General features: G+C 51.2%; 26 protein-coding genes. 10 read left to right on the forward strand and 16 right to left on the reverse strand.

The features are described from left to right. From OEW58_10745 to OEW58_10765, 5 genes are all read right to left on the reverse strand, one after another. A partial coding sequence (locus tag OEW58_10745; protein ID MDH5301826.1) for a succinate--CoA ligase subunit alpha occupies positions 1 to 544 on the reverse strand: 544 nt, incomplete at its 3' end. A 2-nt stretch (positions 545 to 546) separates the two neighbouring features. Then, positions 547 to 1,713, reverse strand: coding sequence for an ADP-forming succinate--CoA ligase subunit beta (gene sucC, locus OEW58_10750; protein ID MDH5301827.1), 1,167 nt, complete (start codon positions 1,711 to 1,713; stop codon positions 547 to 549). Between the two features lie 8 nt (positions 1,714 to 1,721). Beyond that, positions 1,722 to 3,167: a dihydrolipoyl dehydrogenase gene (gene lpdA, locus OEW58_10755; protein ID MDH5301828.1), complete on the reverse strand. Its 1,446-nt coding sequence runs from the start codon at positions 3,165 to 3,167 to the stop codon at positions 1,722 to 1,724. A gap of 17 nt (positions 3,168 to 3,184) precedes the next feature. Continuing rightward, positions 3,185 to 4,390, reverse strand: a complete 1,206-nt coding sequence (odhB, locus tag OEW58_10760) for a 2-oxoglutarate dehydrogenase complex dihydrolipoyllysine-residue succinyltransferase (GenBank protein ID MDH5301829.1) — start codon at positions 4,388 to 4,390, stop codon at positions 3,185 to 3,187. Between the two features lie 21 nt (positions 4,391 to 4,411). Continuing rightward, positions 4,412 to 7,237, reverse strand: a complete 2,826-nt coding sequence (locus OEW58_10765) for a 2-oxoglutarate dehydrogenase E1 component (protein ID MDH5301830.1) — start codon at positions 7,235 to 7,237, stop codon at positions 4,412 to 4,414. A gap of 224 nt (positions 7,238 to 7,461) precedes the next feature. Between OEW58_10765 and OEW58_10770 the strand changes: the two genes are divergently transcribed. Then, on the forward strand, positions 7,462 to 8,232 hold the full coding sequence (locus OEW58_10770; protein MDH5301831.1) for a hypothetical protein: 771 nt from the start codon (positions 7,462 to 7,464) through the stop codon (positions 8,230 to 8,232). 2 nt (positions 8,233 to 8,234) lie between these two features. Continuing rightward, positions 8,235 to 8,918 (forward strand): MBL fold metallo-hydrolase, encoded by a 684-nt coding sequence (locus OEW58_10775; GenBank protein ID MDH5301832.1) that lies wholly within the window; start codon positions 8,235 to 8,237, stop codon positions 8,916 to 8,918. Here OEW58_10775 and OEW58_10780 read toward each other — a convergent pair. Continuing rightward, entirely contained in the window at positions 8,909 to 9,472 is a 564-nt protein-coding gene (locus OEW58_10780) for a hypothetical protein (protein ID MDH5301833.1), read from the reverse strand. The genes OEW58_10775 and OEW58_10780 overlap by 10 nt on opposite strands. Beyond that, a complete protein-coding gene (locus tag OEW58_10785) occupies positions 9,469 to 10,389 on the reverse strand; it encodes a DUF1853 family protein (protein MDH5301834.1) in 921 nt (306 codons plus the stop codon). Before OEW58_10785 ends, OEW58_10780 begins: the two co-directional genes overlap by 4 nt. Positions 10,390 to 10,550: 161 nt before the next feature. Here OEW58_10785 and OEW58_10790 point away from each other — a divergent pair, with 161 nt between their 5' ends. Both OEW58_10790 and OEW58_10795 read left to right on the forward strand, forming a co-directional pair. Further along, positions 10,551 to 11,021: a hypothetical protein gene (locus OEW58_10790; GenBank protein MDH5301835.1), complete on the forward strand. Its 471-nt coding sequence runs from the start codon at positions 10,551 to 10,553 to the stop codon at positions 11,019 to 11,021. Between the two features lie 83 nt (positions 11,022 to 11,104). Continuing rightward, the gene (locus tag OEW58_10795; GenBank protein MDH5301836.1) at positions 11,105 to 11,842 is read left to right on the forward strand and encodes a DUF445 domain-containing protein; all 738 of its coding nucleotides are present in this window, start codon (positions 11,105 to 11,107) and stop codon (positions 11,840 to 11,842) included. A gap of 241 nt (positions 11,843 to 12,083) precedes the next feature. Here OEW58_10795 and OEW58_10800 read toward each other — a convergent pair whose 3' ends face one another. From OEW58_10800 to bamD, 6 genes are all read right to left on the reverse strand, one after another. Next, positions 12,084 to 12,443 carry a hypothetical protein gene (locus tag OEW58_10800; GenBank protein MDH5301837.1) on the reverse strand — a complete coding sequence of 120 codons (360 nt, stop codon included), beginning with the start codon at positions 12,441 to 12,443 and terminating at the stop codon, positions 12,084 to 12,086. Between the two features lie 22 nt (positions 12,444 to 12,465). Continuing rightward, entirely contained in the window at positions 12,466 to 13,554 is a 1,089-nt protein-coding gene (locus OEW58_10805; protein ID MDH5301838.1) for a hypothetical protein, read from the reverse strand. A 115-nt stretch (positions 13,555 to 13,669) separates the two neighbouring features. After that, on the reverse strand, positions 13,670 to 15,445 hold the full coding sequence (locus OEW58_10810) for a tetratricopeptide repeat protein (protein MDH5301839.1): 1,776 nt from the start codon (positions 15,443 to 15,445) through the stop codon (positions 13,670 to 13,672). A gap of 104 nt (positions 15,446 to 15,549) precedes the next feature. Further along, positions 15,550 to 16,473: an alpha-L-glutamate ligase-like protein gene (locus tag OEW58_10815; GenBank protein ID MDH5301840.1), complete on the reverse strand. Its 924-nt coding sequence runs from the start codon at positions 16,471 to 16,473 to the stop codon at positions 15,550 to 15,552. Position 16,474: 1 nt separating this feature from the next. Next, positions 16,475 to 18,091: a UUP1 family membrane protein gene (locus OEW58_10820; protein MDH5301841.1), complete on the reverse strand. Its 1,617-nt coding sequence runs from the start codon at positions 18,089 to 18,091 to the stop codon at positions 16,475 to 16,477. A 70-nt stretch (positions 18,092 to 18,161) separates the two neighbouring features. Continuing rightward, on the reverse strand, positions 18,162 to 19,925 hold the full coding sequence (gene bamD, locus OEW58_10825) for an outer membrane protein assembly factor BamD (protein MDH5301842.1): 1,764 nt from the start codon (positions 19,923 to 19,925) through the stop codon (positions 18,162 to 18,164). A 305-nt stretch (positions 19,926 to 20,230) separates the two neighbouring features. Here bamD and sohB point away from each other — a divergent pair, with 305 nt between their 5' ends. The 5 genes from sohB to OEW58_10850 all read left to right on the forward strand — a co-directional run bounded on the left by sohB (position 20,231) and on the right by OEW58_10850 (position 24,513). Then, positions 20,231 to 21,259, forward strand: a complete 1,029-nt coding sequence (gene sohB / locus OEW58_10830) for a protease SohB (protein MDH5301843.1) — start codon at positions 20,231 to 20,233, stop codon at positions 21,257 to 21,259. 67 nt (positions 21,260 to 21,326) lie between these two features. After that, complete coding sequence (locus OEW58_10835) at positions 21,327 to 21,803, forward strand: hypothetical protein (protein ID MDH5301844.1); 477 nt, start codon at positions 21,327 to 21,329, stop codon at positions 21,801 to 21,803. A 138-nt stretch (positions 21,804 to 21,941) separates the two neighbouring features. Further along, entirely contained in the window at positions 21,942 to 22,541 is a 600-nt protein-coding gene (locus OEW58_10840) for a class I SAM-dependent methyltransferase (protein MDH5301845.1), read from the forward strand. 188 nt (positions 22,542 to 22,729) lie between these two features. Next, positions 22,730 to 23,815 (forward strand): hypothetical protein, encoded by a 1,086-nt coding sequence (locus tag OEW58_10845; protein ID MDH5301846.1) that lies wholly within the window; start codon positions 22,730 to 22,732, stop codon positions 23,813 to 23,815. 215 nt (positions 23,816 to 24,030) lie between these two features. Then, a complete protein-coding gene (locus OEW58_10850; protein ID MDH5301847.1) occupies positions 24,031 to 24,513 on the forward strand; it encodes a peptidylprolyl isomerase in 483 nt (160 codons plus the stop codon). 88 nt (positions 24,514 to 24,601) lie between these two features. On the opposite strand, the gene OEW58_10855 is transcribed toward OEW58_10850, so the two are convergent. Further along, complete coding sequence (locus tag OEW58_10855; protein ID MDH5301848.1) at positions 24,602 to 24,976, reverse strand: hypothetical protein; 375 nt, start codon at positions 24,974 to 24,976, stop codon at positions 24,602 to 24,604. Here OEW58_10855 and OEW58_10860 point away from each other — a divergent pair. Beyond that, on the forward strand, positions 24,957 to 25,358 hold the full coding sequence (locus OEW58_10860) for a hypothetical protein (GenBank protein ID MDH5301849.1): 402 nt from the start codon (positions 24,957 to 24,959) through the stop codon (positions 25,356 to 25,358). The genes OEW58_10855 and OEW58_10860 overlap by 20 nt on opposite strands. A 1-nt stretch (position 25,359) precedes the next feature. On the opposite strand, the gene OEW58_10865 is transcribed toward OEW58_10860, so the two are convergent. Both OEW58_10865 and OEW58_10870 read right to left on the reverse strand, forming a co-directional pair. Then, positions 25,360 to 25,743, reverse strand: a complete 384-nt coding sequence (locus OEW58_10865; GenBank protein ID MDH5301850.1) for a hypothetical protein — start codon at positions 25,741 to 25,743, stop codon at positions 25,360 to 25,362. Positions 25,744 to 26,127: 384 nt separating this feature from the next. Beyond that, the coding region (locus tag OEW58_10870) for a GTP-binding protein (GenBank protein MDH5301851.1) at positions 26,128 to 26,900 on the reverse strand (773 nt) is incomplete at its 5' end.

Below are 26,900 nucleotides of genomic sequence, written 5' to 3' on the forward strand. Positions count from 1 at the left end.
GATCGCCACCAATACCGATACAGGTGCTTTGGCCAAATCCCAGATCAGTGGTTTGTTTCACCGCTTCATAGGTCAATGTGCCAGAGCGCGACACAATACCGACCTTGCCGGGCAAATGAATGCTGCCGGGCATGATGCCGATTTTGCATTCGCCGGGCGTGATGATGCCAGGACAATTCGGACCAATGATGCGACAGCCGTATTGTTGCGCCACCATGCGCGCTTCCAGCATGTCCAGCGTCGGCACACCTTCGGTGATACACACGATCAGCTGAATGCGTGCGTCCACCGCTTCCAGAATTGCGTCTTTGCAAAACGGTGCGGGTACATAAATCACCGTGGCATCGGCTCCGGTTTGATCTACCGCGTCTTTGACGGTATCAAATACCGGCAGACCAAGATGCTTGGTGCCGCCCTTGCCGGGGGTAATGCCGCCGACCATTTTTGTGCCGTAGGCAATCGCCTGTTCCGAGTGAAAGGTTCCCTGCTTGCCGGTGAAGCCCTGGCAAATGACCCTAGTGTTTTTATTAATCAGTACGCTCACGGTTATGCCCCTTTGCTCGCTGCCACAGCTTTTTGCGCAGCCTCGTTCAGGCCGGCAGCGGCAATAATATCCAGTCCGGAATTTTGCAGAATGTCGCGTCCCTTGTCGGCGTTGTTGCCCTCCAGACGCACAATCACCGGCACGCCCACATGGACTTCTTCCACCGCTTTGATGATGCCCTCGGCAATCAGGTCGCAACGAACAATGCCGCCGAAAATATTCACCAACACGGCTTTGACGTTTTTGTCAGACAAAATCAGTTTGAAAGCCGCTGCGACTCGTTCAGCCGTTGCCGTGCCGCCCACATCGAGGAAGTTAGCTGGGTTGCCACCATTGAGCTTGATCAAGTCCATGGTCGCCATCGCCAGGCCCGCACCGTTCACCATGCAACCGATGTCGCCATCCAGATGCACGTAGTTCAGTTCCCATTCTTTGGCGTGAACTTCACGCTCGTCCTCTTGCGAAGTATCGCGCAGCTTTTCGATATCCGGATGACGATACAGTGCGTTGTCGTCCAGATTGATTTTGCCATCCAGGCACAACAAATTACCCTCAGTGGTCACCACCAGCGGATTGACCTCGATCAGGCTCAGGTCTTTGTCTTCGAACAGTTTGGCCAGACCCGTTAAAATTTTGCTGAACTGTTTGATCTGATCACCTTCCAGGCCCAGACCAAACGCCAGTTGCCGACATTGGTACGGCTGCAAGCCAACCAGCGGCTCGATGCTGGTCTGCAGGATTTTTTCCGGTGTTTCTGCCGCGACTTTTTCGATATCCATGCCACCTTCGGTGGAGGCCATGATGGTGATCTTGCGCTTGTCGCGATCCACCACTGCGCCCAAATACAATTCGCGGGCGATGTTGCTGGGTGCCTCGATCAGCACCTGATGCACTGGCTGACCTTCGGCGGTCGTCTGGAACGTCACCAGACGTGAGCCCAGCATCTGCTTCACGAAGTCGCTGACTTCCTGTTTGGATTTGACCAGTTTGACACCACCGGCCTTACCACGGCCACCGGCGTGAACTTGGGCTTTGACCACCCAGCGATCGCCACCCACCTGCTTGATCGCCGCATCAACCTCGGCCACACTGCTGACCACGATATTTTTCGGCACAGCCACGCCGTACTGGGCGAACAACTGCTTGGCTTGGTATTCGTGTAGGTTCATGAATTTTCCTATTTACGTTTCTTTTTTTGTACCGCGTGGATTGCCCGACCATCCACCGACAGCGCCGCCTCGTGCACCGCTTCGGACAAGGTGGGATGGGCGAACATCGTCATGGCTAAATCTTCTGCACTGGCTTTAAATTCCATCGCGATCTTGGCTTGGGCCACACTTTCCGATGCCTGCGGGCCAATGATGTGCACCCCCAGAATGCGATCGGTTTTCGCGTCAGCCAATATCTTAACAAAGCCGACGGTATTGCCCAATGCGCGAGCACGACCATTGGCGTTGAACGGGAATGTGCCCACGTTGTAATTGACGCCAGCTTTCTTCAATTCTGCTTCGTTTTTACCCACCCAGGCAATTTCCGGATGGGTGTAAATGACCGACGGCACGGTGGCCAGATCGACAGGCAGCGCCTTGTGGCCGGCGATAATTTCTGCCACCACCACGCCTTCTTCCGACGCCTTGTGCGCCAGCATCGGCCCACGCACCACGTCGCCAATGGCGTAAACCCCCGGCACATTGGTGCGACAGTAATCATCCACCTCGATAAAGCCTCTATCGTTAACCTTGAGGCCCGCCTCGGCGGCAGCCACATCACTGTTGGGCGTGCGGCCCACGGCGACGATCAGCTTGTCGAACTTTTCCGTTTGTTCCTTGCCATTTTCGCCTGCATAGGTGACATGAACCAGCTTGGCCTTGGCTTCGACCTTGGAAATTTTCGCACCCATCACAAACTTCAAACCCTGGGCATCAAACTGTTTCTGCGCCTCGGCAGCCACATCAGGATCGGCATCGGGCAACAAGCCGGGACGCGACTTGAGCAGAGTAACCTCTGATCCCAAACGCCGCCAAACACTGCCCAGCTCCAGCGCAATCACGCCGGCACCAATCAAGCCCAAGCGTTTGGGTACTTCGTCAAATTCCAGCGCATCGGTCGAATCGCAAATCAGTTTGTGATCAAACTCCGCCCCTGGCCAAGCCTTGGGCGTAGAACCGGTGGCGATGATAATATTTTTGCCTGACAGAATTTCCGCAGCCTGTACGCCATGGGCAGTGAATTCGACATTCTTGCCTGCCAGCAGTTTGCCCACGCCGTGAAAAAAAGTGATTTTGTTAGCCATAAACAGCGCTGACACACCCGAGGTCAGATCCTTGACCACCTGATTTTTGCGCGCCAGCATGGTCTGCAAATCCAACTGAACACCACTGACTTTCACGCCATGCGACGCCAGTTCGTGATGGGCTTTTTCGTACATTTCCGACGACTCAATCATCGCCTTGGAGGGAATGCAACCCACATTCAGACACGTGCCACCGGGTGATGGTTTGTTGTTGCTGTCCACCCAAGCATCAATGCAGGCAGTTTTTAATCCTAATTGTGCAGCACGAATCGCGGCCACATAACCACCCGGCCCGGCACCAATGACGATGACGTCAAACTCTTTGCTCATATCGCCTCTCCAGCTGCTTAGATGTCCAGCAGTATGCGTGCAGGATCTTCCACCAATTCCTTGATGGTCACCAGAAATTGCACTGCTTCCTTGCCGTCAACAATACGATGATCGTATGACAACGCCAGATACATCATGGGTCGAATCACCACCTGACCATTTTCGGCAATGGGTCGATCTTCAACTTTGTGCATGCCCAGAATCGCACTTTGTGGCGGATTCAAAATCGGCGTCGACAACAGTGAACCAAACACGCCGCCATTGGTGATAGAGAATGTTCCGCCGGTCAGCTCTTCGATGCTCAGTTTGCCATCTTTGGCTCGCGCACCAAAATCACGAATATTGGATTCGATATCCGCGATACTCATATCTTCGGCATCACGCAAAATCGGCACCACCAAACCGCGAGGCGAACCTACCGCAATCCCCACGTCATAGTAACCGTGATAAACAATGTCATCTCCATCAATCGAGGCATTGATTTCAGGAAAGCGTTTAAGCGCCTCAACCGCAGCGCGGACAAAGAACGACATGAAGCCCATGCGCACGCCGTGTTTTTTCTCGAACAGATCCTTGTACTGATTACGCAAATCCATCACTGGCTGCATATTCACTTCATTGAACGTGGTGAGAATTGCTGCAGTGTGCTGTGCATCAACCAGGCGTGTAGCAATCGTTTTACGCAGCCGCGTCATCGGCACGCGTTTTTCTGAGCGCGCACCGGATGCAACCGCCATCGCAACAGTGCTGACACCTTCGCCGTTGATATGACGTTGCACGTCTTCTTTCAAAATTCGACCATCCTTGCCAGTGCCACGAATATCAGCGGCACTCAATCCGTGCTCACTAATTAATTTGCGCGCCGCCGGCATGACCTTGTCGTCATCAGCAACTTTAGGTGGTGTTCCTGGTGCAGCCAATTGTGCTTCGGTCGCACTACTGGATGTTTCAGCAACCGGCTTGACAGCTTTGGCCATTGCGCCTTCCGATGCATTGATCGTCGCCAACAATTGGCCGGACAACACCGTTGCCCCCACCGCGACATGAATGGTCTCCAGCATGCCATCTTGCGGCGCAGGAATTTCAAACACCACTTTGTCCGTTTCCACATCGGCGATCACTTCATCGCGCATCACAGCTTCGCCAGGCTTCTTGTGCCAGGCGACCAGCGTGCCATCAGCGACCGACTCAGGGAAGGTTGGGACTTTCACTTCGATGGACATGGGTTAGATCCTTATTTTCAGTTACGGACGCGCACCAAGTGCGTCAGCCAACAAATTTTCCAGTTGTTCTTTATGCAACGACATATACCCTACCGCCGGTGCGGCAGAGAACGGACGACCTGCGTATTCCAGATAGCCACGTTTGCCGATGACAGTACGCATGTGATGCTGCGAGGTAAACCAGGCACCCTGATTTTTTGGCTCTTCCTGACACCAATAAAATTCCGTGGCATTTTCAAACCTGGCAATTTCTTTTTCAGTCAATTCTAGTGGGAAAGGATAAAGCTGCTCAACACGAATCAGCGCCACATTGTTCAAATTCAGTTCACGGCGTCGCTGCAGCAGATCGTAATATACTTTGCCACTACACAACACCACGCGCGTCACCTTGGCTGGATCAATCTTTTCAATTTCACCAATCACGTTTTTGAATGTGCCTGAAGTCAGCTCGGACAAGCTGCTGGAGGCCAGCTTGTGGCGCAACAAACTCTTGGGCGTCATCACGATCAGCGGCTTGCGGCAATTTAGCAGCATCTGTCGGCGCAGCAAATGGAAAATCTGCGATGCCGTCGAGGGCATGCACACCTGCATGTTGTGCTCAGCGCACAGTTGCAGATATCGCTCCAGTCGCGCCGAGCTGTGCTCTGGCCCTTGCCCCTCATAACCATGAGGCAACAACATCACCAGACCACTGAGGCGCTCCCATTTTTGTTCGCCGGCAGAAATAAACTGATCGACAACCACCTGTGCACCGTTGGCAAAATCACCAAACTGCGCTTCCCAAATCGTCAAGGTATCGGGATCAGTGGATGAGTATCCATATTCAAATGCCAGCACCGCTTCTTCCGACAGCAAAGAATTAATCACCAGAAAATCGCCCTGGTTGTCGGCCAAATGCCGCAGCGGCACATGTATTTCTCCACTGTCTTGTTCATGCAGAGCAACATGGCGATGAAAAAACGTTCCGCGACCGCAGTCCTGACCTGACAGGCGCACATTGAATTTTTCATTCACCAAGGTGGCGTAGGCCATGGTCTCGGCAAAACCCCAGTCCACATCAACTTCACCTGCAGCCATTTTCTTGCGACTTTCGATGATGCGCTCCACCGAGCCATGCACTTTAAAACCCTGTGGCAATGTACACAGCCGATCCGACAATTCGCGAATGACTTTGGCGGAAACATGCGTATCCACGTGTACGGTACAGGATTTTTCCATGAACCGTTCCCACTCGCGCGAATAGGGGTACTCATACTCTGCCCGAGTGGCCAATTGCTTGACTACCGACTCGCCTGCGTCCAATGCATCGCGATACTCGCGCTCCATGACCGCCGGCACGTCCGCGCCAATCACGCCGGCAGCGACCAGTTTGTCAGCATACAAACGGCGCGTGGTCGGCATTTGCTGAATGCGGCGGTACATGGTGGGCTGGGTCGCCCAAGGCTCATCCGCTTCGTTATGACCGTGACGGCGATAGCAGACAACATCAATCACTACATCCTTGTGGAACGTGCTGCGATAATCGATTGCCAGCTGCGCAACATACATGACCGCCTCAGGGTCATCGCCGTTAACGTGGAAAATCGGCGCATTCACCATTTTTGCCACGTCGGTACAGTAGTAGGTCGAACGCGCATCACGCTGATTGGATGTAGTAAAACCAATTTGATTATTGATGACGACGTGCACCGTTCCCTTGGTGGAATAGCCACGCGACTGCGACATATTCAGCGTTTCCATCACCACGCCTTGACCGGCAAACGCCGCGTCTCCGTGAATCACCACTGGAATGACTGAGTTGCCTTCCTTGTCGCCGCGACGATCCTGTCGCGCACGCGCCGAGCCTTCCACCACTGGCGCAACAATTTCCAGATGCGAAGGATTAAACGCCAACCCCACGTGCACCACACCGCCCGGCGTTTTGATATTGGAAGAAAATCCCTGGTGATATTTCACATCACCACTGCCATCGGAGTGACGTGACGTACCGTCAAATTCAGAAAATAAATCCATGGGACGCTTGCCCATGATGTTGATCAGCACATTCAGGCGACCACGGTGCGCCATGCCAATCATCACTTCTTTGGCATCACGCTGACCGGCATGCTGAATCAGTTCATGCAGTAGTGCGATGACACTTTCGGCACCTTCGAGCGAGAAGCGCTTCTGCCCCAGGTAGCGGGTGTGTAGATAACGCTCCATGCCTTCGGCGGCAGTGAGCATACGCAGTAAAACTTCTTTTTTGTCGCGCGAAATGCGTTCGTGGCTGCGCGAACCTTCCAGTCGCTCCTGAATCCAGCGTTTTTCGCCGCCATCAGGAATGTGCATATATTCCGCACCAATACTGCCACAATAGGTTTCGTCGAGGATGCTGATGATCTCGCGCAGGCTGGCACTGTCCGGCCCCACCAGTGAACCGGTCTTAAACGGGGTATCCAGATCAGCTTCGGTCAACTCGTTGCGCGGCAGCGGATTGTAGCCGGCAGCGCGTGGTTCCAGCGGATTGATATTGGCCCGCAGGTGTCCACGAAATCGATAATGATTGATCAGTTGCAGCACCCTGACCTGCTTGCTTTGATGCAAAACTTCCAGCGGTGAGCCAACGCTCACTTTGGCGCTATGGCGGGCATGATCTCGAAACGCTTGGCGAATTTGTTCATGCGACACGTCTGCCGCGGCACTTTGCCCCGCCACCATGTTCGCAAAAATAGTTCTCCAGGCGGGGTCTACCGATTGGGGATCGACAAGGTAGTCTTCATAAAGCTGTTCGAGGTAGGCGGCGTTGTTGCCACTAAATTTGGAGGTGGCCCACATCTCCTCCATGGAAGCTCGCTCATTCTTTTTCATAGTCGTTCCAGAATCCAGTCACAGGCACACGTTGACGTTACGTTCTCGACAATACTTTCTAGGTTCTTTAGCCACTTACATTTTACATACCCAGTTCAGCAAAATCCTGACCGTTTTTGCTGATTCCAATATTCCACATGCACTGCAAGGCCAATTTCCCGCACATTTTTCCCGCTTGAACTGATGACGTATAATGCTGCCAGCTAAACAAATGAGGTTTAAACATGAAACAGCCTGTTGTCCTGATTGGCGTTGGTGAAGTTGGCGGCGTCGTCGCGCGCGGCTTGTTGCGCACCGGTTATCCGGTTTTTCCGGTAACCCGTGGAATGAACATGAACGAAGTTGCACTGCAAGTCCCTGACCCGGCCCTGGTGCTGGTCGCGGTCGGCGAGGCCAATCTGCACGACACGCTGGAGCAAATTCCCGGCGTATGGCGCGACCGCATTGGCTTGCTGCAAAACGAGCTGTTACCTCGCGACTGGCACAAACATGCCTATCGCAACCCCACTGCCATCTCCATCTGGTTTGAAAAGAAAAAGGGTATGGACGCTAAAGTGCTGCTGCCCAGCCCAGCCTTCGGCCCTCAAGCCAGACTGCTGGTGGATGCACTCAAGGCCGTCGACATTCCCGCGCGCGAAACCGCCACTGCCGATGAAATGATCTGGGAACTGGTGCGCAAAAACATCTATATCCTGACCATCAACATCGCCGGTCTGGAATGTGGTGGCAATGTGAAAGACTTGTGGAATCAGCACCACGAACTGATGAACGCCGTTGCCAACGAAGTCATCGACATTCAGGAATACCTCACTCACAGCACACTGGATCGTCCACGACTGATTGCCGGCCTGAAAGAAGGTATCGATGGCGATCTGCAACACACCTGCACCGGCCGTTCTGCGCCGGCGCGACTGATCCGCAATCTGGGCTTTGCTGATCAGGCTGGACTGGCGGTGCCCAAGCTGCGTGAAATCAAAGCCAGATACGTGAAATAACCATGACAGCAACCACCCGCGTTCATCAAATCGAAGTCGGGCCGATGGAAAACTTCAATTACATCATTGAAGACATCGCCACCGGCCAGGCGGCATTGGTCGATCCCGCCTGGGAGGTCGACAAACTGTTCGCGATCATCGAAGAACGCAAACTGCAACTGACCGACGTGCTGCTTACTCATTGCCATCCCGACCACATCAACGGCCTGAATGCGGTGCGCCAACGCACCAAAGTGACGGTGCATGTGCTGACAGAAGAGGCGGAATACTGGGGCAATGTGCGTGATTATCACGCCCTGCAGGCCAATGACGAGATCCAATTGGGCGACACCACCATCAAGGTACTGCACACCCCGGGGCATACGGTGGGACATGTGGTGTATTGGTTTGATGGCAAGGTGATCGCTGGCGATATGATGTTTGTCTACGGCGTGGGTCATTGCCGCCTGGCGGGCGCCAATCCCGCCCAGCTGTTTGCCAGCATTCAGTTTTTAAAGACAACGCTGCCCGGCGACACCCTGGTCTATCCCGGCCATCATTACTCAACCGCCACCAGCGTCACCATGGCGGAACAAATTCGCGGCAATCCGTTTTTCCACTTCGAGCAGGTGGAAGATTTCATTCGCTACCGCGAAGTCGAGCACGACCAAACCCGCGAATCACCTTACCAGCCGCACTATCGCTGATTGAGCTGCGGCTGGATGGATTCAAACCAGGCCAGCAGCGGCTGCTCCAGGTCGGCGATGGTTTCGTATTCAACCAGGGTCACCAGGTGCGGATGGGTAATGCGCAGTTGCAGAAAATTACTGATGTTGCGCCGGACACTCTCCAGCGCACGGTGATAAAAGCCCAGTACAGGTTTGTTCTGTACCAGCATCCGCATGTTGTTCACGCCCGAACCAAAGCCGGCTTCGTCGTAACAAAAAATCGCACACTGCGCCTGGGCCTGAAATTCCAGATCCAGCGCCAGCATAAATTCGGTGGCCAACACCCATTCATCGGCGCGCCCCGCATGGGTTTCTCGGTATGCCGGCCACTGTTTGTCGTAGTATTCCATGGGATCGCAAATCATCCGCGCCAGATTGCTATCGCGCATTTGCGGAAATTGCTGGCGGTAATACGCATAGCGGGTATCAAACCCCAGCTCGTGACGATTCAACAATTCCATGACGTGAGTTTTGAAATCCCAGGTCGCCACGGTTGCGTACATCCCCTTACCACTCACATAACATGGCGTCATGGTTTGTCCTTTTTCATCGTTTTTGTTGTCGGCCAGCTGTTGGCCACCACCATCACTCGCCGCAACTCGCACCACTGCCCTTGTTGCTGAACAAACCCTGCCAGCATTACCGCCGGACCTGCTCCCGCAAAGTGCGCATCAAGCCGCGCACGCATTGCCAAGCCAGCTTGACCAACCCCATCGACAGCTTCGCTCGATAGCGGCGCCAACCAATGCGGCTTATCCAGCCAAACCCAAGTCTGGGCTTCGATGAGTATTTTTTCAATGTCGGCAACGTAACACCAATGGCCGTGCAGATGGTTGCGATCAACGTAGTCGGGCAGCTCGGCCGGTTCCGACGAGGAAAACAGCCAGCCTTTCATCAGCGCCTGGCAGCGCTGCGGTGGCACCAAACCGTGCTCACGCAAAAACGCCGCCTGCGTTTGCCCCAGCAGCAACTGCTGATCAAACAATTTGGCGTAGCGAATATCGAGTCTATCGTTGCTGTTGGGACCAAACCACCGCTCGCCCAGCCCCAGGTAGTATTTCAGCGCCAGCTCCCAGTGCACCTGTTCGCCAGTGAGCTGATCAAAGAACAGCACATCAAATTCGCCCAGCGTCCGCCCGTCGGCCTGCACCTGCAGTCGCCACGCAAGCACCTCCACCCCGGGTGTGTGCTGCAGTAAAAACAGCACCAACTGCTCAAAATACGGCCCTAAAAAATGGCTTTTGTCCTTGGCCAGCGCCTGCAACAATACCTGCGGCTGCGCGTCCCACTGAGCAAGCTGTTGTTGCAGATTGGGATTGCGCTGCACAAACCAGTCAGCCGCCACCACCTGCGCCGCTGGTTCTGCCAGCAAATTAGGGGCATACGCCAGCCACGCCAGATCGCGCACCTGTGGTTGTCGCAGGTTGGCCAACAGTGCCGGCAAGGACATAGACAGCGAATTCCTTAGACAAACAGCCTCAGAGTATAACAACAATTTTTTGTCGCATTTCCTTGAACCCCTGCAAGTTGGGGTGTATTTTTAATCCTACGGTATTACTAAGAAATGACGCACGCTCTGTGTCAATAACCAAGCACCGTAGGGGAATAATTATGAACAATAAACACCTGTTGTCTCGTTTTGCCTCCAGCACCACCATTGTCGCCGCACTCGTTCTTTCCGGCTGCGCCAGCACACCGGAAACCATTCAAGCCGCCCAGACAGAATCCGCAGTGCAAGCGCAACCTGCAGTTCAGGCCGCCGAAGTTGCACCACTGAGCATCGTCAAACCCAAGGCGATTGCGGACAGCAGCCCCGCTGAACCCGGCAGCTATGCCAGCCTGGTAAAGAAACTGCGCAGCAAGGGGTTATACTGGCGCGAAAAGCAATCCTACACCTATGACATTGGTCGCGAGATTGGTGCCGAATATCAACCCGATCAAGGCTTGAAAGTCAGCGCCAACGCCGCCGAAGGCAGCCTGGAATGCCGCTTCAAGTCCGATGGCAGCTTTAGCGGCGACGAAGCCAGCAAGGCCGCCTGTGACAAAGTGATGTTTACCCTGGATCAGGAAATCGGCGAATAACCTTCTGGGCGGCCCATCCCGCATGGGCCGCCCAGCCGATTGTGATAGCATGGCGCCACGTTTACCTGAAATAACTGGCGACCATGCATTCATCCACCTTCCGTCTCAATAACAAAAGTCTGATTACCAATCTGATCGCCACTGCAATTCTGCTGGCGTCGTTTGCTGACACACCGATACAGCCCTACCTGTTCGCCGTTGGTGCGTTCGCCCTGTCCGGCGCGCTGACCAACTGGCTGGCCGTCCACATGCTGTTCGAAAAGGTTCCCGGCCTGTACGGCTCCGGTGTCATTCCCAACCGCTTCGCCGAATTCAAACTGGCCATCAAGCAACTGATGATGGCGCAGTTTTTCAGCCCGACCAACATTGAGCGCTTCATCGCCAGCGAAGAACAAACCGTCCATCAATGGCTCAAGCCCCAACGACTCATTGAGGCTGTCGACTATGACCAACTGTTCGAACGGCTGGTGGACGCCATTATGGCCTCCTCGTTTGGCAGCATGTTGAGCATGTTCGGTGGCCGAAACGCACTGACGGGACTGAAACAGCCGTTCATCGACAACATCAAACGCACCCTGGCTGACATGGTCGACGGTGAGCGGTTTCAAACCGCCGTGCAGGAAAGCATTGATGTGCATCGTCTTGGTGACGACATGCGAACGAAAATTGAAGCCATGGTTGATCAGCGACTGGAAGAACTGACGCCGCAACTGGTGAAAGAAATTGTACAAAACATGATCGCCATCCATCTGGGCTGGCTGGTGGTTTGGGGCGGCGTGTTTGGCGGCCTTATCGGTCTGCTGGTCGCCCTCGTCCAATAAGGCAATAAAAAACCCCGCATGGCGGGGTTTTTGTTGGCGCAGTTCGATTCGCGGCTTAAGAAGCCTGCGTCAGAACAAAAATCGCCAGGGCTGCGTAAACACTCAGGCTAGCAACCAAAAAGATAAAAAATCTTCTTTTTTCAATCGGATCATTGTTGAATTTCATGTTTCCACTCCCCCGGAAAAAATCGTAGTCCGGGCCTAGTATACGCAAATTTATCCCCGACACAAGCACTGGGGTTTAGTCATCCAGCACCGCCGCCAGTTTGGCCGGACGGCAAACCAACTGTATCCTCAAGCCTGGCTCATCCAGCACACCGTTGCCCAGCAAGCCCTCGTGCATGGGCTCGGACGGATATTGCAGCCTCAAACTGTTGACCCGCAATGCCAGCGAGCGCAGTGCATTAATCGTCAGCAGTATTGCAATTCCGTCGGCGAAAAACAGTTCTGCCATGTCCAGCACCAAATCCTGGCTCAGACGACAAGGCCGCGCCGTCAGCTCGGTGATGAAGAGCATGACGTTGGCGGTACTCACTTCACCGCTCAACACCAAAACATCCTTTCCCAGATTTTCAATGCCAAACGTCGCGCCTGCGCCCATCACAACCTCTTTCGCTGATTCATTACCACTTCACTGTTGCCGCCACCACCATTTGCGTCCGCTGATAGACGTAACGCAGATCCGTGGAATTTTCATCCTGATACCGCAGCTCACCACTCCACTGCAGATAATCGTTCACATCACGATTCACCTGCGCCGACCACATATAGCCATCGTAGGCTTTGGCCTGCTGCCCCGGTTCATCAAAGGCAAACGCATTGGGGTAATCACGCCACCAGCGCATCGCAAACAACCTCACATTCATGCCATCATTGATGGCATAACGTGCACTGATCTTGTACGACTGTTTGACGTAATCGTTATAGTTCACATATAAATCACTGCGAATACTGTACCCGTATTCCGCATCCAGACGTAATTTCTTACTGTATCTATGATTTGCCCCCAAGGTGTACGAGACAATTCGATACTTCAGCGCTGGATTGACTGCGCTCAACGCTCCCTGCGCATCGCGTGATGGCCGCTCCACATAATCGTAGGATTGGTGCGAATATCCACCACTTCCACTCCACGCCTTGGAAAACTTGTACTCCACATCTGCAGACAGCTCTAACAACTGATGATCCATTTGCGAAATATAAATCGCGTCGACGTAATCCTTGTCGTACAGCTTGGCATCCAGCCGATAATCCAGATTTCCCTTTTCCTGCTTATAGGTCGCCAACAAACCCACACTGGAGTAGGTGTATCTTGAAGACACATCAATACCTGCACTGGACGCCTTGTTGGTACCGAAATCCCGCTCCAGATACAGCCGCTTCTGATCGCTCAATTCAACACCAACATCGAAATACTCAAAGCGACTATTCGGCTTCAAAAAATATCGCGTCCCGAGAGTCAAAGTACTTTCGTGCTGATCGGCATTACTGTGCTGACTGTCCAGATAACGAATACCGTCAAACAAATATTCCACGTACAGATTTTGTTGCGCAGAAAAGCCAAGCTCGCCTCGCGCCCCCAGGGCCACAGGAAAAAACCAGCCACTCTCCACGCTCGGCGACACCAGCACTGGCGTCGTCAACGAATTATCCATGTATGAAGAACTCGGCGAGCGGTAAATATTACTGTCATACCCCAGGCCTGCGTCCACTTTCGCTTTTCCATCAAAGCTGGCTTGTACGCCAAAAGGCAAAACAGCCCCAAACAACAACACCCACCTAGCCAAACAACGCTTTCTACGGCCGGCCTCAATTTTTGGTTTAACGTTACAGCGTTGCACGTTCACGCTTCAGCTCCTCATTATTTGGCGAAATTCTCAATCCCTTATCAAACTCTTCCCGAGCCTTATCCAGCTCGCCCATCCGTTTGTAAACTCTTCCCAGCTCCAATCGCAAACTGGAGTTAGCAACATCAACTCCCAAACCTTGCTCAATGGTCTCCAAGGCATGCTCATAATCCTTCAAACCAACCTGGGCGCGTGCCAGATAAAGATAACCTCTGGCACTACCGCTCTCCAGTTCCAAAAATGTCTTCAGCGACTCAGCCGCATCCTCATACTTTTTCAAATTAATCTGCGCCACACCCATATTCATCCATGCCCTGGCATAGGTTGGGTCATTTTCAACAATGCTTTGGTACAACGAAACTGCACGCGGAAAATCTTCCTGTCTAACCAAGTTGATTGCCAGGTTCAATTTAGCCTTAAGATGCAACGGATCAAATTTTACGGCATTTTCATATGCATCAATTGCTTTCGGCTTGTCTTCCAGACGAGAGTACGCACGCCCCAGCACATACCAGGCAGAAGCATTCTCTGGATCGATCTTCAGCGCTTCAGTTAACGCCTTTATCGCTTCCTCATTGTTATCCAGTTTAAGATAGGCAATACCCAGATTATTCCAGGCATCAAAATAATCTGGCTGCATTTCCACGGCTTTCTGGTAATGCTTGATCGCCTGTTTGTAGTCATTCATCGCACGATAAGTGATCGCCATATTGAAGATAGCCTTGGGATATTGACCGTCCTCCAACTCCAGCGCCTTGCGATAGTAGTCTAGTGCCCCCACATAATCTTCCTCACCAAAAGCGGCACGTCCCAAATTAAAATAGTTGCGTGAATCATTTGGAGCTATACGTTTGGTAATTTCAAACTCTGCGCGAGCCAACGGCCACTTTTTCTGCTTCAGGTACAAAATTCCCAGATTGTAGTGCGCCAAATGATGCTCAGGCGCAATCTGCAAGGCAGCCTTGTACGACTCCATCGCTTTTTTTAGCAATCCTAGATCCGAATACAAACCACCCACCCTTGAATAGACGGTGGCATCATTTGCTGCCAGACGAAGAATTTTTGCGATTTCCTCCTCAGCCTGTGATGCTGTCTCCTTGTTCGCCGCCAACAGGCTTACCAGCGTAATACGCGCATCCAGATAAGAAGGGCGAATTCTGATTGCCGCGTTCAACGATTTCATCGCCTGAGGAACCTGTTTTAGCGCCACCTGCGTCAAAGCAAGGCGATACAGCGCTCTGGATTTATTTTCTCCGCCCGACATTTCACTGGACTTTTTAAACAGATCTGCAGCTCGCTGGTAATGTTTTAATTCAAACTCAGACATCGCCTTGAAATAGTGCGCATCGAAATGAAAAGGCATCACTGCTATCAGCGCATCATAATCCTTTATTGCTTGCTGATGATGAAACTGTCTGGCTTTAACCCGCCCACGATTCAGATAGGCAAGAACATATACAGGCTCGATGGCCAGTGCTTTTGTGAAATTAGACTCTGCCTTACTGTATTTTTTTTGGCGAAAATACATAACACCAATATCATTGTACAATTGTGAACTTGGCGCTTCCTTCAGCAATCGCTGATAGACTTCCTCCGCCTTGCTCCATTGCCCTGCACGAACAAGATCCCCTGCTTCTTTGTACAATGGATTATCAGAACGCTCCGAAGAAACCTCAATCTCCGCCTCATCCTCTGCCGAGGCAGACTGCGAAGCATTTACCACCTCTGGTGATGAGGGTATTTTTACCACCACCACCTGATTTTCCTCCACCGAGGTTTTGATATCTGCGTACAAAATAAATGAAAATAACGCACCAAGCACAACCACCACAGGAATAAAGCTTTCGCTCAATACTTTTTTCATGGCGCCACCTTGCCAATCTGGCCCGCTGCTTTCATATTATTTTGCAAAATTCCACGCATCCCAGAGGAATTGACGTTCTGAATTTCAATGCCTGGCCTAACATTAATCTCCAGCACCATAGGGCCTTCGGTCGAAATGGCAATATCTATCCCCAGATATTTGAGCGGCATGATTTCACTGATCGCCAAGCCTGTTGCTACCACATCTGACCAGTATGGAATTGTTCGCCCAAGCAAATTTACTCCCGTATCAGGATGAACATCGATAGGCGTGCCTTTAAATGTCGCATGCACTGTCCGACCTGATGCCACATCAATCCCCACACCGATTGCGCCTTGGTGCAGATTGGCACGACCATCAGACGCACGTGTTGGCAAGCGAATCATCGACAGCACCGGCTTTCCATGATGCACAATGAGTCGCACATCGGCCAACCCCTGCTGAGTTATTTCATCAATCTCCGGATTTTGAACTATTCTTTTTTCGATAATGACATCATCACTTAATCCGAATGAATATATTCCGAAAATGATATCGCACAAATGCTTTCTGATATCATCAATGTCATAAGCTTTCCCGCCTATGCTATACCAATAATTCTCGTCTCGACGAACAATCACCATAATCCCACCGCCACCACTTCCCTTGGCCGGCTTGATTACAAACTCTTCATGCTTTTTTAAATCAGCCTCCAAGTTTCTCAAGTCATAAAAATAGCTGTATACCTGATACACTTCCGGATATGGCACTCCTGCCTTGGCCAGATACTGTTTCGTCAGCAGCTTGTCATCCGCAATCGGATAATGCTTGCGCTGATTGCTTGTATAAATGTATTCCAGATTTCGCTGATTCATGGTCAACACTGATGAAGCGCGCTGATAATACAGTTTAAGCTGACCGAAAACGTTTTTCAGTGTCATCTCAAGCCCCCTTAAAGATCAGCTTGCGGAAACGGTAGAACTCGGATACACGCATGCCTATCCATTTCCCAAGCCACAAGTTCAGTGCAATGACAAACAACAGCAATTCAGGGAATGCCAAAATGGTACTCTGCAGGAACACCGACTCCATGACTGCGTAGCAAATTGCAATAACCACACAAGTTGTGAACATGATCCGCATGGATTTACGGAACCCCTGCTCCTGTTCCAGTATGGAAAACCGCTCTGCGGTAATTGCCAAAATGGCGATTGGGAACAAGGAAACATGCGCCAGCTCAAACATCCCCAACTGAACGCCAATACCTGCCATCAACAACATAATCAGCACAACCAGTGTCAGCATGATTGCCATTTTTGGCGAATGCAGCAGCTGCAACCAATCCAACCCTCGCCGAATGAATGACGCAAAGATGATAATGACCACAAAACCAACCAAACCCCAAAACAACCCACTCTCTCTGGCCGCCGCCGCAATCAATGCGGGCAAAAATGTACCGAATGTTTGGACGCCAATAACATTTCTGAAAATGACCACTACAAACGCACCCAGCGGAATCATCAACACGATTTTTAGCAAATCCTGCGAAATCCCTACTTTCTCAAACATACTGTAGAAATTGGTCACATTTAAAACTGAACTACCCAACTCCTCCTGCACATCCCGCTTTGGCTCCAGAGCCTTCCTGGTGGTAAATGCATATTGGAAATTTATATCTGCCGTATGTTTAAACAAAAATTCGTCACCGTAGTACAAGGTAAGGAAATTGGCAGGTATTTCGGCAAAATGATCATTGATGGTGTCGAATGGAACCCAGTGACCATTGATGTACACTTCAACCCACTGATGGCTTGTACGCTTGCTACCCGTTTCCAAAATCAAACCACCGACCAGCCTTGCCGGAATATTCATCTTCCTGGCCAAGGCGACAAACAATCTTCCCTTGCCGTTACAGCTGGCTTCCCCCAGCTTCAATGCGGTCAGCGCGTCGGTGAATCCAGAAAACTTTTTATTGGCAAATTTATCCTGAAGATGGCGATGAATGGTTGTCATCGCCGTTAACATGTCCGGTGCAGTATGATTCGGAAAAAGCCTTTCCAGTTCTTTGGCAATCAAGGGATCACTGACTTGAACGCCTTCTTCTTCCTTAAGATACTGATTCACCTCCGGCGAATAGGATTTTGGTATTTCGATACCTGGGGGGATATCGTACTTTACGTTTTTTGCCTGAATTGAGTATGAATAAAGCAGCGAATGCCGCCCTTCAACACCAGCAGCATCCCAAAACAACTGCCGATTCATCTCGCTATTTTTCATTGATATCGCGAATATCCCTGATGAGTTGGTTTCGTCCAACACGGTCTGGCGCGCATCGCTTTTTGGCAGGAAGGTACTGATTTGAATATCATCTCCATGACCATCCACCTGGACAGACATTTCCAGCTTGTATGTGCTCGTGGGAACAAGCTCAGACAATGGATAATCAAGATAGTACAGCTTGTAAAACATGATACCAAAGGCTGCAACCGTCAACAAAAGCATCACCAGCAGGTACACGTTTCTGCGCAGCGTTTTTTTTGAGATTGATGTTGTGTCCATCACCGCTCCACCATTCTATATGCGTTTCATAAAGCGCACGCCAACATTGGCGTGCGCTTCCTTGCCGTTATTACAAGCAGACATGTGTCACAGGTGTAGCCAGCATCAAATCATTGATATGTGTTTGCGCTGTTGCCACATGCGAACTGGTAGGATAATTGGTTATTAGCAATTGCATTTGCGCTAACTCATTTACGCAATTACCCACTTCGATCGAATCGTGGTAAGTCCGCGCAATATAATATTGCGCACTATGCGCCTGCGTACTGGCGGGATATAGCGACAACACCAGTTGATATGCACTTCGGGCATCCGCTAGATAATTCACTAACGCTGTATCTTTATGGTATGCACGCCCAATGTAGTACTGCGCATTATCTGCATAAGTGCTGGTCGCATAATTTGCAATCACTTTGCCAAGTTCAGTACGCGCCAAGGCATATGATCCCTCGTCATAGTGAGTTTTACCGATCTGGTATTGGGCATTGTCGGCCAAGCTACTCAGCGGATAAGTAACCACCACTTTCTGCAGCTCTGTACGGGCCTGAGCATTCAAATCCAGATAACCACCGACAGCGGTATAATCCGGTGCTATACCTGCGGCAGCTGCCGCTACATCAGCAACAACCTTGGCAGCATCAGCTTGTTGCAGTAGCGTGCGACCAACATAATACTGACCCGCATCGGCACTGCTAGACATCGGATAATTGGCCACAACCGCCTTAAACGTGGTTAACGCATTCACATAGTCTGCTTCATCGTAGTAGGTTTTACCGATTTGATACTGGGCGTTGTCTGCCCAGGAACTGGTTGGATAATTAACTGCGACTTTGGCGTACTCGGTACGCGCATTAACGAGTAGCGGTCCATAAATCAGAGGATCAGGTATTGCCAACGCCAATTCGATTTTGGCCTGATCGTAATAAGCCGCACCCAGGGTATATTGCCCCAAGTCACCGTCACTGGAGGCCGCAAACTTCGGATCAGCCATCAAATTGATAAAATATGTTTGCGCTCCAGCGTAATCTAGCTGATCCATCATGATCACGCCTTTTTGTACTCTGGCATTTCCCACCCAGCCACTAGTTGTGGCTAGTGTTAAACCATCATAGGTCGCAATCAATAAATCGTATTCCGCAATTGCCTGGGTATAGTCCGCCGCCGATGATGGATTGAGAGGAGTTTTGGCCCGCTGGTGATAACTTTTTGCCAAGTAGTATTGAATATTGTCCAGTTTGGAGTCAGTTGCCGACACAAGGGTGACAAGACCGGCAGCAGCTGTAAATTCGCTTATTGCTGTCGTATAGTCTCCCGCGTCGTAATAGGTTTTAGCGATACTGTAATGCGCATCGCCTACATATTGGTTAGTAAATCGTCCCGCGGCGTTTTCCGCAATAATGTACTGATAGGTTGCACGGGCCGTCGTGAGGTCATTATTTTTTTGCTCGGCCTTACCCTTCCAGTACACCGAGGCTTCCAGCACGTTGCTCGTCGGGTATGTTGTTGGAAAGGCTGTGAAGCCGGCGATGGCACTCACGTAATCCCCCATCCAATACTGGGCACGCGCTAAATAAAACGCCGCATCATCAGCCAACGGTCCGCCGGGGTAGGCACGTATTTCGTCGCTAAACGCCTGAACGGCCTCGGCATAGGCCTTGGCGTTGTACAGCGCCAGACCATCCTGATACATGGAATTTTCGCTGCGCGGATCTGAGGACGAGCTACTACATCCGCCCAAAACGCCCACGATCAACAGGATTGCCAATGCCAGCCCCTTTGTGCGCGGCTTACTCGAATTTACTGACACGAACTGATTAATGCTCTCGTAATGCATTGATGTAGCTCCTATTTTCTGAATTTATTGCTCTTTCCTTCATGCCCATACGTCGCAAATGCCGCTATTCAGGCATCACCCTAGGCACTACATCGGCCTGCACCGATAAAACTTGGGAAGATTTTCCCAAATATAGTCACGCTTTTTCCTGCCGTCCAGAGTCTGTAACTAAAAACGACAACCAAATAACCTGATTTATTTATGTGAAATCAGGTATGCAATATCCGCTCTCATACAAACATGCAGAGCCCAGCATTAAGTGGTAAATTCTCAGGCCCTGCGGAATACAACGGAGTTTTTACAAGGTGAGCGAATTTTTTATGGATTACGGCCTGTTTCTGGCCAAGACATCAACCATTGTGCTGGCGATTGTGGTTGTCGCCATCGTCATCATTGTTCTGGCCAGTCGTAGCCGCGAAGAGCACCAAGCCCACATTGAAGTCAAAAAAATCAACGAAAAATTCGAGCAGACCGAGCAAACGCTCAATAGCCTGCTGCTCAGCGAAAAAGAGCAAAAAGCCCAGGCCAAAGCATTAAAAGCCAAGAAAAAGGCCGAGGAAAAGAGCGAAACCAAGTCTCTGCCACGGGTGTTTGTGCTGGAGTTTGACGGTGATATCCGCGCTTCAGCAGTAGCTTCATTGCGCGAAGAAATCACCGCGATTCTGCTGGTTGCCAATGAACAGGACGAGATCATGCTCAACCTCACCAGCCCCGGCGGTCTGGTTCACGCCTACGGCTTGGCCTCATCACAATTAGCCCGGGTCCGCAGTCGCAACATTCCGCTCACCGTCGCCGTCGACAAAGTTGCCGCCAGTGGTGGCTACATGATGGCCTGCGTTGCCAACAAGATTATCGCCGCACCGTTTGCGGTCATTGGCTCTATTGGCGTGATTGCACAAATTCCGAACTTTAACCGCCTGCTGAAAAAGCATGACATCGACTACGAACAAATCACCGCTGGCGATTACAAGCGCACCCTCACCATGTTTGGCGAAAACACCGACAAGGCCCGCGAAAAATTCCGCGAAGAAATTCAGGACACCCACGAACTGTTCAAGGAGTTCATCACCGCCAACCGCCCCAGTATTGATATCAGCAAAGTGGCCACCGGTGAGCACTGGTTTGCCACCCGCGCCAAGGAGTTAAATCTGGTTGATGAGCTGCAAACCAGTGATGATTATTTGATGCTTCGCGCCAAGGATGCCGATGTCTACAAAATCACCTATGTAGCCAAAAAACGCCTGGGATCGCGTTTTGCCGAACTGCTGTCCAACATCAGCGACAAAGTTCAGAGCCATCTGTGGCAGCGCTCCCGCGAAGCCGAGTTGCCATAACCCACTTTAATGTTCGGTTAATACTGGCAGCCACATAATGGCTGCCCGTCCACCTAGGAGACCGTTCGTGAAATTCACTATTTTGCGCAAACTGATTTTAGGCTGTGCTGCTCTTTTCGTCGTTTCCAGCGTTCATTCCATGGAACAGGAAGAACTCGCCATCCTCAGTCCCACCAATGCTGCGCCCTATCAAACGGTCATCACCCGCACCTCCGCATTTGATGAAAACCTGCGTGGTCTGTTCTCGCTTCGTTTGAGCGACGATAAAAGCCAGAGCTATCACCCGCTGGCCCTGACTCCCAAAGGTAATGGCCGCCTGTACTTGGCTGACTCAGGTCAAACCCAGAATATAAGTCAGCGGAAAGTCGAAAACGGTGTACTGCACTTCATCGTTACCGACCACAAAGGCAAACAATGGCAGTGGCAAATCACCGCCATCAAAGCACCATCATCATTCCCACAGGCCAATGTGTTGATCAGCATCCATGACACCAGCGTGGGTAACACCCGCACAGTTTATGGCGAATTAAAACCCGTCAGTTAAACTCTTGCTCACGCACGCCCATGCCGGCATGACAGGCATGGGCGCATCGTCTCCCGCACAATCCGTCTCCCTTGATTTACGCCACGCTGCCTGTCACTGTAGACCTAACCGATATTTTTCTAACAGGCGACCGAATACATGCAAGAATTTTGGCAACAACGTTACAGCGAAGCAGGACTGGCCTACGGTGATTTGCCCAATCGTTTTTTGCAAAGTCAGCTACACCAATTACCGCGTGGCGGCAAAGTGCTGGTGCCCGGCGATGGCGAAGGTCGCAATGGCGTCTGGCTGGCACAACAAGGTTTTGATGTAACCTCCGTTGATTATGCACAGGCCGGTGTGGATCGCTCGCTGGCACTTGCCAAACAGCGACGGGTGAAAATTAACACTGTTTGCGCTGATCTGCTCGCATGGGACTGGCCCATCGAATCGTTTGATGCCGTGGTTTCCATTTACCTTCACTTCCCGTCCAGTGTACGCAAAACCATTCATGAAAAAATATGGCGCAGCCTCAAACCACAAGGTGTGCTGTTGATGGAAGCATTCAACAAAAATCAGCTGGGCTATCCCAGCGGCGGCCCACAAACTGTAGATGCACTATTTTCCGCTGAACTACTGCAGCAAGATTTCCCTCTGGCGAAATTTGTCCTGCTGGAAGAGTCCGTGGTTGAGCTAAACGAAGGCAAATATCACGTCGGCCCCGGTGCAGTAGTTCGCGCCATTTTGCGAAAGCCATAAAGGCAGTTTCAACCAGGAAATATTAGAGAAAGTCTATAATAACCACATCTGTCAACTGCTTCACGAATCGATATTTTCACATGTGACCGTTGTCACTCGCCGGCATTAAATGCCTCTGATTCCGCCGCGTACCGCCGTCATAACAAGGCATGATACGCACAATATTTTATTCACAATCCAAGTTTGTCATGCCGCCACTTCTGGCCGCATTTTTATTGTTAGGCTGTGCCGTTGAACCACCGCCGAATGACGATCTGCTCACCCTTGATCAGCAGTTGGAAAACATGCTGGTCCATTGCCGCAATGACGGCATTACCGACCTGAAAACGCTGCAAGACACTCTCAATGAAGGCGGCAGCGGACTCAGCGAAGGCTGTATTGATGCTCTGGGTAAAATCGATTTTGAACAACTGGTTGCGCTTCCCGATTTTCAGCTGGATTTTGACACCCCACACCCCAACGAAGTCATCAATCCGCTGCGCCAGGATCGCAACTGGTTCAACATCAGCAGCAATGACAAAAAATACGACGCGCACTATTTTTCATCTGGTCTGGATACTGACATTATTGGCAAAATCAAATTGACAGGTATTGCCCCCAATGGCGACACCGTGCCACTGAAAAATTTTATTTTGCAAAACATTAATCCAGATGATGTCGCGGTCAATTTCCTCACCGACTATTCCACCAGCATGATCAATTCGGATTTGTTCCGCATCAGCGATTATTTCAAGCGAATTTACGCGGGTTTCCCCAATGGCATTTCCACTCAGGTTGCTGTTTTCAGCGACACCATCAAATACCGAACCAAGGGTTTTGTCACCGATTACAACAAAATCCAGGAAGCACTGGACTTTGATCACACCTATATTCGCGGCGGCACTGCCCTGTATGATTCCTGGGGCTATTCCATCGCATCTCTGGTAATGCAGAAAAAGCCCATCATCATCAACATTCTGATGACCGATGGTTTTGAAAACGCCTCATCGCCCCGTTCGCGCGGCTTATTGAAGGACATGATTCGTGATTCCGGCGCGTTTAATGTCGTTATCGCCAGCACCTGGGCAGAGCCTGCCGACCTGAACGACATCATCGGCAAAAACGGCTTTGTCGCCTTCAAATACCAAATCGAACAATCACAAACCATCATCGCCGACATCGCGGAAGCACTGCGCAACATGAAAATCCTCCGCGTTCAAGACAACCTGGATGGCCTGGACGGCATTCGCATCGAATATGGCAACGAAGCCAAACTACTCATCCCCATTCACTGAAATTCGCGTCAATGTCCTGGATATTCGCCTAGCCCTGCGAAGATTGCCCTGGCAGTGTAAAATTTAGACCTGCTCCAGGAATTTGCCCGCCATCCTCGTATTTCCCCCGTCAATCCGCGCCATTCTGCCGTCCAAAACACAGGTTTCACTGTCTATATCCCCCCCAAAACGGGTAAGATGTGCGTCTTTTATTTTTTAACTTAAAGGATGCGCCCATGCAGGTAGCCGAAAACAAAGTGGTTCTTTTCCACTACACCCTCACCAACGACGCTGGCGAGACCCTTGACAGCTCCGTCGGCGGAGACCCACTGGCCTACCTTCATGGTTTTGGCAACATCATCCCTGGCCTGGAAGCGGCTCTGGCGGGCAAAACTGCTGGTGACAAGCTGAACGTGCGCATTGAGCCAGAAAACGCCTACGGCGTGCGCCAGGACGCGCTGGTTCAGGAAATCCCACTGGAATTCATCCAGGGCATCGACAACCTGGAAATCGGCATGCAGCTGCAGGCACAAAGTGAGCAAGGCGTTCAGGTTTTCACCATCATCGCCCTGGACGACCAGAACGCGACCCTGGACGGCAACCACCCGCTGGCCGGCGTTCACCTGACGTTTGACGTTGAAATCGCCGAAGTGCGCGATGCCAGCGGCGAGGAACTGGCCCACGGCCATGTTCACGGCGTAGGTGGCCATCACCACTAACACCAAAAAGGGCGCCGAAGGCGCCCTTTTTTTGACCCAATAAAAAAGGCCGGTTACCCGGCCTAACTTGCACTGAGGAAATCGTTGCTTAGAAATTAACCTTCAAGCCAATTTGCTTGTTGCTGTTGATAACGTTGAGCTGCATACCCAAGGTTCCGACCTGGAACATCCGGCGATACTTGGAAGGCAGGGCATGCGCAACACCGGTATGGATCAGTGCGGTGCTCAAAAAATAGGCATTAACCATTTGTACACTGGGGCAACTGCCCATCACTGCGTTGCTTTCGCGGTATTCACCAGTTGTTGAGCAGTGTTCTGCGATATCCAGGGTTTGACCCCAGTCTGCCACATGGGCAGTCAGGTAAGCGCTTTGCCACAGAGTGTCTTGTTTCGTCCAGGCATGGGCTGCTGGAGCCATCAATACCATCAGAGCGGAAATCAGAGTGACAATTAAACGCTTCATGGAACCCTTCCTCAAACGCATTCACAGTACGTACTCTGTGTTACGTCCACCGAGAAAAGGGGGTAAGGCTGGCTATTGCCTACTGCTTCGCAGTTTCGGCGTGACAACAAAAACAGCTGTGACAAAGGTCACAGTTTTCAGCCCTGCATGTCAGACTTACGCCAAAAAACGCTCGACGCTGCCAGACAATGAAACACATGTTTCCGGCAAGAAACATTCTCCTAGGTTTGCGGCCTGTTCACCTGTCATAACAGCACAGAAATCGAACAACGTGTCACACAACAGACAATCCCTGTCTGCAACTATTCCAACTACATCACAGTTTTTTGCTGACAATAAAAAAGCCGTCAATGACGGCTTTTTTTTCGCACAATCGAATTGATTTAAAAATTGACCTGCAATCCAATCTCGGTATTACTGTTCACCACGTTTAATTGCAATCCCAGAGTCCCTACCTGAAACATGCGACGGTATTTACTGGGCAGCGCATGCGCGACACCGGTATGCAGCAGTGCGGTTGCGACAAAATAGGCATTGACCATTTGTATACTGGGACAACTGCCGAGCACGATATTGCTCTCTTGATAGGCGCCGCTGGTGCGGCATTGTGCGGCGATATCTCTGGTCTGCCCCCAATCAGCCACATGAGCAGCCAGATAGGCGGATTGCCACATGGAGTCTTCTTGGGTCCAGGCATTGGCTGGCGAACTCAGCAACAACAATAAGATAAATCCAATTATTTTTTTAGTGCCGCTCGCCGTCAACATGCCACCCTCACTCACCGTAACCAACTGCCTCTTGGTTTTGTTTACGGCCGGTTTCGAGGGGCGATGAGGAGCAGATATGCCGAATGCTTCGCAGTTTTCGGCACAAATAATTCACACTGTGAACTAAGTCACTGTTTGTACTTCACAGCATTTCCGCAAAAGTTCTGCGTATGTCTTTCAATCAAAAATAGTCTGTATTTATTACCTCTCGATTAACGTAACACACAGAAACAACACTGCAATGCGCAGCATTTTCCCACGCGTCTTTTTCGGCGCATTCGCAATGCACTGCCAACACAAAAATGCTCAACCAGTCACATAACCAACCGCAAGCGACAACCCTGTCACATAGTTTTTCTTCGCGCATAAAAAAAGGCTGATCGCTCAGCCTTTTCTTCTTGGTTTGCCGTCACCCTTTTTGCGCTTATGCAATCGGGTAAGCGTCAGCTGTCGCTGCCTTGCCATTTCGCGATCGGTTAACTGTTCGCGATGACCGGCTTTGAATGGATTTTCTCCGGAGCGGAATTCGATACGAATCGGCGTTGCATCCAGACGCAACACCTGACGGAAAGTTTTTTCCAGATAGCGCGCATATGCCGCAGGCACTTTGTCCGTTTGATTACCGTGAATCACAATAATGGGCGGATTTTTGCCACCCTGATGCGCATAGCGCAACTTGATACGGCGACCATTCACCAATGGCGGCTGATATGAGCTCACAGCATCTTCCAGAATGCGCGTCAGCAAGTTGGTAGCAAACGCCTTGTACGCATTTTGATACGCCTGCTTGACCACGCCCATCAGTTTGCCCACGCCTGAGCCATGCAGCGCCGAAATAAAATGTACCGATGCGTAATCAACAAAGCTGAGCTTGCGCTCCAGATCGATTTTGATCCGCTCTTTTTCGCTAGGCTGCATGCCGTCCCATTTATTGACGGCGATCAGCAATGCACGACCAGCATCAACTGCATAACCAAGCAGATGCGCATCCTGGGTAGAAATACCTTGCTTGGCATCCAGCACCAAAATGACAACGTTCGCATCCTCAATCGCAGCCAGCGTTTTAATGACGCTGAATTTTTCAATTTTGTCGTCTATCCGGCCTTTGCGACGCACACCCGCAGTATCAATCAGCGTGAATTGCTCACCTTCGTAAT

Source organism: Gammaproteobacteria bacterium (assembly GCA_029884425.1).
Taxonomy (GTDB): domain Bacteria; phylum Pseudomonadota; class Gammaproteobacteria; order S012-40; family S012-40; genus JAOUHV01.

What these genes read in the sequence shown, in the direction of transcription:
- OEW58_10780 (MDH5301833.1), bottom strand. Translation starts at nt 9,472, where the DNA reads ATGACGCCATGTTATGTGAGTGGTAAGGGGATGTACGCAACCGTGGCG.
- OEW58_10785 (MDH5301834.1), bottom strand. Translation starts at nt 10,389, where the DNA reads ATGTCCTTGCCGGCACTGTTGGCCAACCTGCGACAACCACAGGTGCGC.
- OEW58_10795 (MDH5301836.1), top strand. Translation starts at nt 11,105, where the DNA reads ATGCATTCATCCACCTTCCGTCTCAATAACAAAAGTCTGATTACCAAT.
- OEW58_10855 (MDH5301848.1), bottom strand. Translation starts at nt 24,976, where the DNA reads ATGAAGCGTTTAATTGTCACTCTGATTTCCGCTCTGATGGTATTGATG.
- OEW58_10850 (MDH5301847.1), top strand. Translation starts at nt 24,031, where the DNA reads ATGCAGGTAGCCGAAAACAAAGTGGTTCTTTTCCACTACACCCTCACC.
- OEW58_10770 (MDH5301831.1), top strand. Translation starts at nt 7,462, where the DNA reads ATGAAACAGCCTGTTGTCCTGATTGGCGTTGGTGAAGTTGGCGGCGTC.
- lpdA (MDH5301828.1), bottom strand. Translation starts at nt 3,167, where the DNA reads ATGAGCAAAGAGTTTGACGTCATCGTCATTGGTGCCGGGCCGGGTGGT.
- OEW58_10775 (MDH5301832.1), top strand. Translation starts at nt 8,235, where the DNA reads ATGACAGCAACCACCCGCGTTCATCAAATCGAAGTCGGGCCGATGGAA.
- OEW58_10840 (MDH5301845.1), top strand. Translation starts at nt 21,942, where the DNA reads ATGCAAGAATTTTGGCAACAACGTTACAGCGAAGCAGGACTGGCCTAC.
- OEW58_10800 (MDH5301837.1), bottom strand. Translation starts at nt 12,443, where the DNA reads ATGGGCGCAGGCGCGACGTTTGGCATTGAAAATCTGGGAAAGGATGTT.
- odhB (MDH5301829.1), bottom strand. Translation starts at nt 4,390, where the DNA reads ATGTCCATCGAAGTGAAAGTCCCAACCTTCCCTGAGTCGGTCGCTGAT.
- sucC (MDH5301827.1), bottom strand. Translation starts at nt 1,713, where the DNA reads ATGAACCTACACGAATACCAAGCCAAGCAGTTGTTCGCCCAGTACGGC.
- OEW58_10765 (MDH5301830.1), bottom strand. Translation starts at nt 7,237, where the DNA reads ATGAAAAAGAATGAGCGAGCTTCCATGGAGGAGATGTGGGCCACCTCC.
- OEW58_10790 (MDH5301835.1), top strand. Translation starts at nt 10,551, where the DNA reads ATGAACAATAAACACCTGTTGTCTCGTTTTGCCTCCAGCACCACCATT.
- OEW58_10820 (MDH5301841.1), bottom strand. Translation starts at nt 18,091, where the DNA reads ATGGACACAACATCAATCTCAAAAAAAACGCTGCGCAGAAACGTGTAC.
- OEW58_10815 (MDH5301840.1), bottom strand. Translation starts at nt 16,473, where the DNA reads ATGACACTGAAAAACGTTTTCGGTCAGCTTAAACTGTATTATCAGCGC.
- OEW58_10845 (MDH5301846.1), top strand. Translation starts at nt 22,730, where the DNA reads ATGCCGCCACTTCTGGCCGCATTTTTATTGTTAGGCTGTGCCGTTGAA.
- OEW58_10865 (MDH5301850.1), bottom strand. Translation starts at nt 25,743, where the DNA reads ATGTTGACGGCGAGCGGCACTAAAAAAATAATTGGATTTATCTTATTG.
- bamD (MDH5301842.1), bottom strand. Translation starts at nt 19,925, where the DNA reads ATGCATTACGAGAGCATTAATCAGTTCGTGTCAGTAAATTCGAGTAAG.